At 40.7% G+C, this 589-nt stretch carries 2 protein-coding genes; both read right to left on the reverse strand.

Features of this window, described 5'->3' with window-relative positions; genetic code table 11:
* The coding region (gene rimM, locus EK386_RS20760; protein WP_126660870.1) for a ribosome maturation factor RimM at positions 1 to 228 on the reverse strand (228 nt) is incomplete at its 3' end.
* Between the two features lie 34 nt (positions 229 to 262).
* The gene (gene rpsP / locus EK386_RS20765) at positions 263 to 511 is read right to left on the reverse strand and encodes a 30S ribosomal protein S16 (protein ID WP_005599334.1); all 249 of its coding nucleotides are present in this window, start codon (positions 509 to 511) and stop codon (positions 263 to 265) included.
* Positions 512 to 589 lie beyond the last annotated feature (78 nt).

The following is a 589-nucleotide window of genomic DNA, read 5'->3' on the forward strand; positions in this document are numbered from 1 at the left end:
AGCGCTCTCACGGTCATCGCTACCTTTTAATTTCACAATCAAATCGTTGTTATGGTAACGCCAACTTTCTAATTCGATTGGTTGCCATTGTCCCTTAATTTTTAAGAACCAAGGCTGATAATCGAAAATGCTTTCGGTTTCTTCAGTTGATGAATAGAGGCGTAACCAGCCACGAATCCCATAGGTTGATCCTAGTTTTCCGACAACTTCAATTTTTTGTTCGCTCATACTACCCACCTACTTTTGCAAAATTTTTAAAAAATTAAGCCGCTTTACGAGCTTCTTTTACTAAAGATGCAACACGGTCTGAAAGATCAGCACCTTTAGCAACCCAAGCATCAACTTTAGCCACGTCTAAACGTAAACGTTCAGCTTGGCCTGCAGCTAATGGATTGAAGAAACCGATACGCTCGATGAAACGACCGTCACGTGGTGAACGGCTGTCTGCTACCACGATTTGATAAAATGGGCGTTTTTTAGCTCCGCCACGAGTTAAACGAATGGTTACCATAACCTTCCTCTAAAATGTTGATAGTAAAAATAAAACCCTCGTTCGAGGTGAGGGTACTAAAATTGCTTTAGTATCTAA

This window comes from Lysinibacillus antri (assembly GCF_003977595.1).
GTDB classification, from domain to species: Bacteria; Bacillota; Bacilli; order Bacillales_A; family Planococcaceae; genus Ureibacillus; species Ureibacillus antri.